At 69.1% G+C, this 9,669-nt stretch carries 7 protein-coding genes and 1 pseudogene; 6 read left to right on the top strand and 2 right to left on the bottom strand.

Annotation, left to right across the window (positions count from 1 at the left end; translation table 11 throughout):
- From N792_RS12835 to N792_RS12820, 3 genes are all read left to right on the top strand, one after another.
- A partial coding sequence (locus tag N792_RS12835) for a response regulator (protein WP_036195916.1) occupies positions 1-2,921 on the top strand: 2,921 nt, incomplete at its 5' end.
- Complete coding sequence (locus tag N792_RS14060; protein WP_052104127.1) at positions 2,911-4,500, top strand: chemotaxis protein CheB; 1,590 nt, start codon at positions 2,911-2,913, stop codon at positions 4,498-4,500. The genes N792_RS12835 and N792_RS14060, both read left to right, overlap by 11 nt.
- Before the next feature lie 9 nt (positions 4,501-4,509).
- A complete protein-coding gene (locus N792_RS12820) occupies positions 4,510-5,043 on the top strand; it encodes a chemotaxis protein CheW (RefSeq protein ID WP_084105824.1) in 534 nt (177 codons plus the stop codon).
- Positions 5,044-5,088: 45 nt separating this feature from the next.
- On the opposite strand, the gene N792_RS12815 is transcribed toward N792_RS12820, so the two are convergent.
- Positions 5,089-5,826 (bottom strand): 16S rRNA (uracil(1498)-N(3))-methyltransferase, encoded by a 738-nt coding sequence (locus N792_RS12815; RefSeq protein ID WP_036195911.1) that lies wholly within the window; start codon positions 5,824-5,826, stop codon positions 5,089-5,091.
- Positions 5,817-7,262: an adenosylmethionine--8-amino-7-oxononanoate transaminase gene (bioA, locus tag N792_RS12810; protein WP_036195908.1), complete on the bottom strand. Its 1,446-nt coding sequence runs from the start codon at positions 7,260-7,262 to the stop codon at positions 5,817-5,819. Before bioA ends, N792_RS12815 begins: the two co-directional genes overlap by 10 nt.
- Before the next feature lie 83 nt (positions 7,263-7,345).
- Between bioA and nudE the strand changes: the two genes are divergently transcribed.
- From nudE to mazG, 3 genes and pseudogenes are all read left to right on the top strand, one after another.
- The gene (nudE, locus tag N792_RS12805; RefSeq protein WP_036195905.1) at positions 7,346-7,894 is read left to right on the top strand and encodes an ADP compounds hydrolase NudE; all 549 of its coding nucleotides are present in this window, start codon (positions 7,346-7,348) and stop codon (positions 7,892-7,894) included.
- A 63-nt stretch (positions 7,895-7,957) separates the two neighbouring features.
- Positions 7,958-8,758, top strand: a complete 801-nt coding sequence (gene cysQ / locus N792_RS12800; RefSeq protein WP_036195901.1) for a 3'(2'),5'-bisphosphate nucleotidase CysQ — start codon at positions 7,958-7,960, stop codon at positions 8,756-8,758.
- A pseudogene (gene mazG / locus N792_RS12795) lies at positions 8,755-9,600 on the top strand (nucleoside triphosphate pyrophosphohydrolase); the annotation flags it as partial. The gene cysQ and the pseudogene mazG, both read left to right, overlap by 4 nt.
- Positions 9,601-9,669 lie beyond the last annotated feature (69 nt).

The following is a 9,669-nucleotide window of genomic DNA, read 5'->3' as shown; positions in this document are numbered from 1 at the left end:
AAGCCGAGCGGATCGAAGCCGAGCGGATCGAGGCCGAGCGTGTCGAAGCCGAGCGGATCGAGGCCGAGCGGGTCGAGGCCGAACGTGTCGAAGCCGAACGAATCGAAGCTGAGCGGATCGAAGCTGAGCGCATCGAAGCCGAACGCATCGAAGCCGAGCGCATCGAGGTCGAGCGGATCGAGGCCGAGCAGCGCGCAGCAGCCGAGGAAGAGGCGGAGTACGCCGCTCTGGAAGCCGAGTACGCCGAGGCGGATCGTCGCGCGCGGGCCACGGCGGCGGTCGAAGTTTCTGGTTCGTCGCTGCCAGAGGCCGAGCTGGGGCTGGAAGTTGCCGGGCCGTTGCAGGATCAGGCGAGTTCCGATGTCCCGCCTGATGCCGGGCTGTCCGAGCATGACGAGGTTTCCGACGCAGTCGAATCGGTTGTCGAACCGGATGCCATCGAAGCCGAGCCGGCGGCCAGCGCCATCGATCCCGTCGTTTCCGCGCTGCTGGTCAACATCGCGGCGGTCGAGGATCCCGATGAGGCCCTCGATCTGACCGACCTGGATCCCGAACTGGTCGATATTTTCGTCGAGGAGGCCGGCGACCTGCTGGATCACTCCGACGGCCTGCTCGCCCAGCTGCGCGAAACCCCGGATGAGCGCGAGCCATTGATCGGATTGCAGCGCGATCTGCACACCCTCAAGGGCGGCGCCCGGATGGCCGGCATCCTGGCGATCGGCGAGCTCGGTCACGCGATGGAGTCGTTGCTGGAAGCCGTCGTCGATCAGCGCTGCGAACTGGGCCGCGATGGCGTGCCGTTGCTGGAGCGCGGTTTCGATCGCCTGCACGCGATGGCCACCCGGGTCGGCGAGCGTCGTGCGATCGCGATGCCCGAAGCACTGATCGCCGAGTTCGACGCCCGTGCACGTGGCGAGTCGACGGCGACGCCGACGGCCGCCGCGGAGTCTGGCTCGATTCCGGCCGCCGCCGGGGCGTCGCCTGTTCCGACCTCCACGCCTGTGGGTACCGCGGCCGTGGACCTCGCTCCCCTGTCGGCACCGATCAGCGATCAGCTCGACGACGAGGACGACATCGGTGTCCGCGCGCCCCAGGAGCAGGTGCGCATCCGCGCCGACCTGCTGGATCGACTGGTCAACTACGCAGGCGAAGTGGCGATCTATCGCGCGCGACTGGAGCAGCAGCTGGGTGCGTTCCGTGGTGCGATCGGCGAAATGGCCGCCACCAATACCCGCATGCGTGACCAGTTGCGCCGTCTTGAGATGGAGACCGAGGCGCAGATCGTCGCCCGCTACCAGCGCGAGGGAGAGGACGTCGAGCAGGCGTTCGATCCGCTCGAACTCGACCGCTTCTCCAACCTGCAGCAGCTGTCCCGTGCGCTGTCGGAATCGGCGGCCGACCAGAACAGCCTGCAGGAAACCCTGGACGACCTGACCCGCCAGTACGAAACCCTGCTGCTGCAACAGTCGCGCGTCAGCTCGGACCTGCAGGAGGGCCTCATGCGCACGCGCATGGTGCCGTTCGATGGTCTGCTGCCGCGCCTGCGCCGGGTCATCCGCCAGGCATCGGGCGAACTGGGCAAGCAGGTTGCGCTCAAACTCGACGGCTCGCAGGGCGAGCTGGACCGCAACGTGCTGGAGCGCATGACCGCGCCGCTGGAGCACATGCTGCGCAACGCGATCGCGCACGGGCTGGAAACCCCGGCCGAGCGCGCGCAGGCCGGCAAGCCGGAAGAGGGCACGGTCCGCATTGCGATCCGCCGCGAAGGCTCCGAAGTGGTGCTGGAGGTCGGTGACGACGGTCGCGGGCTCAACCGCGCGGCGATCCGTCGTCGTGGCGAGGAGCGTGGACTGGTCACCAGCGATGCGGTGCTGAGCGATTTCGCGCTCGATGCATTGATCCTGGAACCCGGCTTCTCCACCGCCGATTCGGTCAGTCGTCTGGCCGGCCGCGGCGTCGGCATGGACGTGGTCGCCAGCGAGGTCCGTCAGCTCGGCGGCACCCTGGACATCGTGTCGCAGCCGGGCAAGGGCACGACCTTCATCCTGCGCCTGCCGCAGACGTTGGCGGTCACCCAGGCGGTGTTCGTCAAGATCGGCGAGACCAGCTTCGCGGTGCCGATCGCATCGGTCCGTGGCGTCGGTCGTATCGCCCGCGGCGAACTGGTCGACCAGCACGGGCATCCGCGCGATGCGGTCTACCCGTACGGCGGCGACGATTACATCGTCCACGACCTCGGCCAACTGGTCGGGCAGGGCATGGCGAAGGCCGAAGGCCAGCTGCAGATGCCGGTGTTGCTGATCCGTTCGGGCGACCTGCATGCGGCCGTCCTGGTCGACCAGGTCATCGGCAACCGCGAGATCGTGGTCAAGCCGGTCGGCCCGCAGGTGGCTTCGATGCCGGGCATCTTCGGTGCGACCATCATGGGCGACGGCCGCGTGGTGGTGATCCTGGATATCGCCCCGCTGGTACGCCGCCAGGCGGCCCTGCCGACCGGCTATATCGCCGCGCCGGTGGAGGTGGTCGAGTCGCGGCCGGTGCCGTTGGTGATGGTGGTCGACGACTCGGTGACGATGCGCAAGGTCACCGGCCGGGTGCTGGAACGCCACAACTTCGAGGTCGCCACCGCGAAGGACGGCATCGATGCGCTGGAGCGCATGGTCGATGTCGTTCCGGACCTGATGCTGCTGGATATCGAGATGCCGCGGATGGACGGCTACGAGCTGGCGACCCACATGAAGGCCGACCCGCGCCTGAAGGACGTGCCGATCGTGATGATCACCTCGCGCACCGGCGACAAGCATCGCCAGCGCGCGATGGACATCGGTGTCGACCGCTATCTCGGCAAGCCCTACCAGGAGCCGGAACTGATGCGCAACGTCTACGAGTTGCTCCGGATCGAACGCCGCCATGACGGCTGATGCGCTGAAAGTCGCGTTGCTGGCGCGTCCGGGCGTGGCGTGCGACCGCCTGCGCGGCGTGCTCGAGCAGGCCGGCGCGCAGTGCGTGTTGCTGGCCGACCCGACCGAGCTGACGTTGCCGCAGCTGGTCGAGGCGGCTCCGAAGGTGGTGCTGGTAGCGCTGGACCCGCAGACCGAGGACGTCCTGGACCGCTTCGACGACGTGCTGCTGTCCGACGCCGGCGTCGAGGTGATCTACGAGGAAGCCAGCCTGGCCGCGGCGCGCGAGGGCTGGGACGTGGCGCGCTGGCAACGTCACCTGGTGGCCAAGCTGCAGCAACACGGCGATGTATTGCCGCCGGGAACCGAGCCCGAAGAGGTGCCGGAGCCGGACTCCTCCGTGGATGCCCGCGCCCTGGATATCGATGACGGTGGGATGTCCGACGCGGTCGTCGAGGGCACTGCGACGCCCGCAGCGGAAGTGGTGGAGCCGCCGGCGGCCGGGTTCCAACCGCGCCCCGACTTCGAGGCCCAGCCTGAGGCGCCAGGCCCCGTTCCTGGCTGGACGCCCGAGGCCGCGTTCGAGGTCGCTCCCCCAGTAGAGGCCGAGCCCTGGCTGGAACCGGCATCGACCGGGATGGCCGAGCCGTTTTCCCCCGCCGCGCACCCGTTTGACCCGGTGGTGGCGGAAGCGGATGGGGACGTGTCGGCCGCGTGGGCGAGCGATGCCGGTTTCGATATCGCGGACACCGTCGCGGGTGCCACTCTGGATGGCGAGTCCGGCCTGGGCCTCGTGGATATGGTCGAACCTGCGGCGGTCGCGGCCGAACCTGTCGATTCGCAAGAGGCGGAAAGGCCAGCCGGGATCGCGCCGGACATGTCGGGCAGCACTCCGACGGGCGTCCCGGAAACCGGGCCTGCGGGTGGTTTCGGCACACTCACGCTGGACGACGGCAGCGCACCGGTGACTACGCTGGACAACGATGATGCCAGGAGTCGTTTCCAGCGCGACATCAGCGATCTTGAAGTCCGGATTTCCGGCCTGTCGCTGGTCGACGATCTGCCTGCCACGGCACCTGTGCAGACCAGTGGCGCGGTACTGGTGCTGGCGGGGCTGGGCGGTCCGGATGCGGTCCGCCAGCTGCTCGGAGCGATTCCCGATGGTTTTCCCCGCCCGGTGCTGGTCCAGCAGCGGCTGGATGGCGGCCGTTACGACAAGCTGGTCGCGCAGATGCAGCGCGCCACCACCGTGCCGGTGCGACTGGCCGAGCCGGGGCAGTACGCGCATGCCGGCGTCATCTACATCCTGCCGGCGGCGGTTGGCGTGGACATCGGCGATACCGGCATCCGTTTCAATCAGGGTGGCGAGTTGCTGACCGCCCTGCCTTCCAGCGACAGCGCCGTCCTGCTGCTCAGTGGCAGCGACCCGGCCCAGGTCGATGCCGTGCTGCGCCACGGCTGGGCCGGCGCGTTGATCGCGGGCCAGGCAGCGGACGGCTGTTATGACGCTGCGGCACCCAACGCGCTGGCGGCACGCGGCGGAGATACCGGCAGCGCGGCCGAGCTCGCACAACGCCTTGCCGAACGCTGGCCGGCCTGAGGAACGAACATGTCGAAACATTCCCGAAACACCGCGACGCCTGCGACGGCCCAGGCAGTGACGCCCGCCGCGGAGCAGGCACCACCGCAGGACATCCGCGGCGTGCTGATCCAGGTCGCCGGCGGCCGTCTGCTGTTGCCCAACGCGACCATTGCCGAGGTGATGTCCTTTGCGCCGCCGGAACCGGTCGAAGGCGCGCCGGCGTGGCTGCTCGGGCTGACCCGCTGGCGTGGCTGGCAGGTGCCGTTGATCGGGTTTTCGCAGCTGGCCGGCGTGGCCGATGAGCGAGGCGGCCTGAGCAGCAAGGTTTTGGTGCTGAAAGCCCTGGGTGGCAACGCCAAGGCGCCGTATTTCGCGATCCTCAGCCAGGGTTTCCCGCGGCTGGTGACGGTGTCGCGTTCCACGCTTGCGGTCGAGACCGGAGCGGGCGAACTGCCGGCGATGGTGCAGGCGCTGGTGAGGTTGAACGAGGACGATGCCTTCGTGCCGGACCTCGCCGCGATCGAAGCGCTGGTCGTGGAAACGCTCGCCCAGGCGGCCTGAATGCCGGATCGCGGATCCGGAGTCCCGGAATTCCGTCGCGGAGTTTCAGCCCAGATCGCCGAACTGCGCCTGCACGGCCGCGATGGCGGCCAGACCGGCGGTTTCGGTGCGCAGGATGCGTGGGCCCAGCCGTAGTCCGCGGAAGCCGGCATCCTGCAATTGTTGACGGTCGCCTGGCGACCAGCCGCCTTCGGGGCCGACGGCGAGCACCACGCGCGTGTCGGCGGTAACCGGCAAGCCCGCGAACGTCAGCTCCCCTTCCGGGTCCAGGATCAATCGCAGTCCGCCGGCCGGCAATCCGTCCAGCGCCGCGGCCAGCGGCACGGGCGCGGCAACCGCCGGCACCACCGCGCGCCCGCTTTGCTCGCACGCGGCGATGACGACATTGCGCCAGTGCTCCAGACGCTTGCCGGCGCGCTTCTCATCCAGCTTGACCTCGCTGCGTTGCGAGACCAGCGGGTGCAGCGCGGTGACGCCGAGCTCGGTCGCTTTCTGCAGGATCAGGTCCATCTTCTCGCCGCGCGCGATGCCTTGCAGCAGCACGATCGGGAGCGGCGACTCGCGCCGGACCGCGACGGGTTCGTCGACCACGACCCGCAGTTCGCGCTTGCCCGCCGCGACCACCCGCGCCGGGTAATCGAAGCCGTTGCCGTTGAACAGCACGCAGCCGTTGCCGATGCCCAACCGCAGCACGCGCGACAGATGCGCCGCCGGCCCCTCCGGCAGCGCCAGTTCAGTTCCGGCTGACAGCGGCAGATCGACATGCACGCGGGTCAGGCGCATGCGGCCTCCGCGATTGCCAGGTCGATCGCTTCGCGGGTGGTGGTCGCCAGCAGCTGCAGGGCGTCTTCATCGACCGTGTAGGGCGGCATCCAGTACAGGACGTCGCCCAGCGGACGCAGCAGCACGCCCCGGTCCAGCGCGGCACGGTAGGCGCGCAGGCCGATGCGGGCGGCGGCATCGAACGGCGTGGATCTGTCGCCGTTGCGGGTCAGCTCGAACGCCACGATCATCCCGGCCTGGCGCACGTCGGCGACGTGGCGGTGGCTGGCCAGCGGCAGGGCGAGTTCGGCCATCCTCGCCGCGGTGATGCGGTTGCCGGCAATCACGTCGTCGGACTCGAAGATGTCCAGCGTCGCCAGTGCGGCCGCGCATCCCAGCGGATTGCCGGTGTAGCTGTGCGAATGCAGGAAGGCGCGCTCGCGCGAATCGTCGAGGAAGCCGTCATACAGCTCCTGGGTCGCCAGTACCGCGGCCAACGGCATCGTGCCGCCGGTCAGGCCTTTCGACAGGCACATCAGGTCGGGCGCGATGCCGGCCTGTTCGCAGGCGAACATCGTGCCGGTGCGGCCGAAGCCGACCGCGATCTCATCGGCGATCAGGAAGATGCCGTGCACATCGCACAACTCGCGCGCGCGCTTGAGGTAGACCGGATCGTGCACGCGCATGCCGCCGGCGCATTGCACCCGCGGCTCCAGGATCAGCGCGCAGATCTCGCCGGGGTGGTGGTCCAGCAGGCGGGCCAGCGCATCGGCGGCATCCTCGGCGTGGCCGGCGGCGCTCTGGCCGGGCTGGGCCAGATAGGCGTCGGGCGAGGGTGCGAACAGCGCTTCGGCCAGCAGGGGCGCGTACACCCGGCGATACAGCGGAATGTCGCCGACCGCGAGCGCGCCCAGGGTCTCGCCGTGGTAGCCGCCTTCCAGCGCGACAAATTTGGTCCGACGCGACTCGCCACGGTTGCGGAACCAGTGGAAGGCCATCTTCAGCGCGACCTCGACCCCGGCCGAACCGTTGTCGGCATAGAACACCTTGCTCAATGGCGGGCGGCCGGGCTCGCGCGGGGCCAGCGCCAGCAGCCGCTCGGCCAGCTCGACCGCGGGTGCATGCGAGCAGCCCGCCAGGATCACGTGCTCCAGGGTGTTGGCCTGCCGGTATATCGCCGCGGCCAGCCGGGGCTCGGCGTGGCCGAACAGGTTGGTCCACCAGCTGCTGACCGCGTCGAGATAGCGGCGGCCGTCGCGACCGATCAGCCAAGGGCCTTCGCCGCGCTCGATCGGCAGCAACGGGAGGGTGTCAGGATGTTCACGCATCTGCGTGCACGGGTGCCACAGCACGGCCAGATCGCGCGCGCGCCACTGTGCGGCCGAGCCTGCGCTGGAACCCGATGCGCGGTCACCGGGCTCTGCTAGCATCGACGTATCGTGAGTCTTCTTCTGCATCCCGCCATTATCGCCCTTCCGCCATTGCCGATTCCTGCCGCAGCCACATCCCCGGCGCCTGTGTGCCGGCCGGGAGCGCGGCCATGAGCCGCAGGCTGCCGATCATCCACCGCATCGTGGAGGACGATTCCGGCCCGTACCGGGTCGAGGATCTCGACCTGGAGTTCAGCAACGGCGAGCGACGGCGCTTCCAGCGCATGCACGGCCGCGGCCATGGCGCCGTCGTGGTGGTGCCGATGCTGGATGCGGATACCGTGCTGCTGGTGCGCGAGTACGCGGCCGGCGTCCACCGCTACGAGCTGGGCCTGGTCAAGGGGCGCATCGATGCCGGGGAAGCGCCGTTGCAGGCCGCGAACCGGGAGCTGAAGGAGGAGGCCGGTTATGGCGCGCACTCCCTTGTCGAGCTGCGCCAGTTGACCCTCGCGCCGACCTACATGAGCCACGCCACCCACCTGGTGCTGGCGCGCGACCTGTACCCCGAGCGCCTGCCCGGCGACGAGCCCGAGCCCCTCGAACTGGTGCCCTGGAAGATCGACGCGTTGCACGAGCTGATCCTGCGCGAGGACTTTTCCGAGGGCCGCAGCATCGCCGCGTTGTTCATCGTGCGTGAGTGGTTGCGGATGCACGGCTGACGGCGTGCCGGCCGTTGCCGATGACGGAGGCACCAGCACCAATGCGTCAAGGATCCCCATGCCATGAAAATCGACGAAGCACTGCGCGAAGGCGTGATCGCGATCGCGCGCGCCGCCGCCGCCGAGATACTGAAGGTCTACGACGGTGAGTTCGCGGTCGATCACAAGGACGATCGCTCGCCGGTCACCGCGGCGGACCTGGCCGCCCACCACTGCATCGTCGACGGGCTGAAGCGGTTGACGCCGGATATCCCGGTGCTGTCGGAGGAGTCGGTCGGGATCGCCGCTGCCGAACGCCGGCAGTGGCGGCGGATGTGGCTGGTCGATCCGCTCGATGGCACCCGCGAGTTTGTCAAGCGCAATGGCGAATTCACCGTCAACATCGCGCTGGTCGAAGACGGGGTCGCGACCTACGGCGTGGTGCAGGCGCCAGTCACCGACACGCTGTGGCATGGCGGCGCGGAGTTGGGCGCCTTCCGGCGAGTCGGTGGAGGTGAGGAGCGCGCCGTGCATGCGCGGGCGCCCGCACACCCGCCATTGCGGGTGGCCGCCAGCCGTTCGCACCGCGACCAGCGCACCATCGGGTTCATCGAGCGGATGGGTGAGGTGGAGCCGGTCGGGTTGGGTTCCTCGCTGAAGTTCTGCGCCCTCGCCGACGGCGGGATCGACGTCTATCCCCGCTTCGGGCCGACCAGCGAATGGGATACCGCCGCCGCCCAGGCGGTACTGGAAGGAGCGGGCGGCGGCGTGCTCGACCTGCAGGGGAGGCCGCTCCGCTACAACCGCCGCGACACCCTGCTCAACGGCGAATTCATCGCCCTGGGCGACCTGTCGTTGCCCTGGAAAACCTGGGCGGGTCTGTGAGCGGGTCGGCTGGATTTCCGGACGACGGAGCCGATGACGGCGACATCCAGCGTCTGCTGGAGATCATGGCGCGCCTGCGTGATCCACAACACGGTTGCCCGTGGGACCTGCAGCAGACGTTCGCGACGATTGCGCCGTACACGATCGAGGAGGCCTACGAGGTCGCGGACGCGATCGGTCGCGAGGACCTGGACGCCATCAGGGAGGAGTTGGGCGACCTGCTGTTCCAGGTGGTGTTCCATGCCCGGCTGGCGCAGGAGCAGGGAGCATTCGGGTTCGCCGATGTGGTGGCGGCCATCAGCGACAAGATGGAACGACGGCATCCGCACGTGTTCGGAGACGCGCCGACCATGGAGCTCACCGCACAGGCGGCGTCCTGGGAAGCGTTCAAGCGTGACGAGCGCGAGGCCGCGGGCGAGCGCGATACCTCGGCGCTGGCCGGCATCGCCCGCGGCCTGCCCGAGTGGCAGCGCGCGGTGAAGCTGCAGAGCCGCGCGGCGCGGGTCGGCTTCGACTGGCCCGGTCATGCTCCGGTGATCGCCAAGCTGCACGAGGAGATCGGCGAGGTGGAGGCCGAGTTCGCCGCCCTCGAGCGCGGGCCCGATACGGCGGCCGCACAGGATCGGCTGGAGGATGAGATCGGCGATCTGCTGTTTGTCGCCGCCAACCTGGCGCGTCACGCGAAGGTCGATGTCGGCAGCGCGATGCGCCGGGCCAACCGCAAGTTCGAGCGGCGCTTCCGCGCGATGGAAGCACTGGCAAAGCACGAGGGGCAGCCGCTGGAAACGCTGTCGCTGGAGGCCCAGGAAGCCTGTTGGAACCGGGTCAAGGCGCAGGAACGGTAGTGGTCCGGCGCGGCCCTGATTTTCCATCGATGTCGGAGCACCCGGTGCAGCCGATCTTCACGTCGC

Origin of the sequence: Lysobacter concretionis Ko07 = DSM 16239 (assembly GCF_000768345.1) — a bacterium.
Taxonomy (GTDB): domain Bacteria; phylum Pseudomonadota; class Gammaproteobacteria; order Xanthomonadales; family Xanthomonadaceae; genus Novilysobacter; species Novilysobacter concretionis.
The sequence above is the reverse complement of the archived record's forward strand: the minus strand, read 5'-3'. Positions and strand labels throughout refer to the sequence as shown.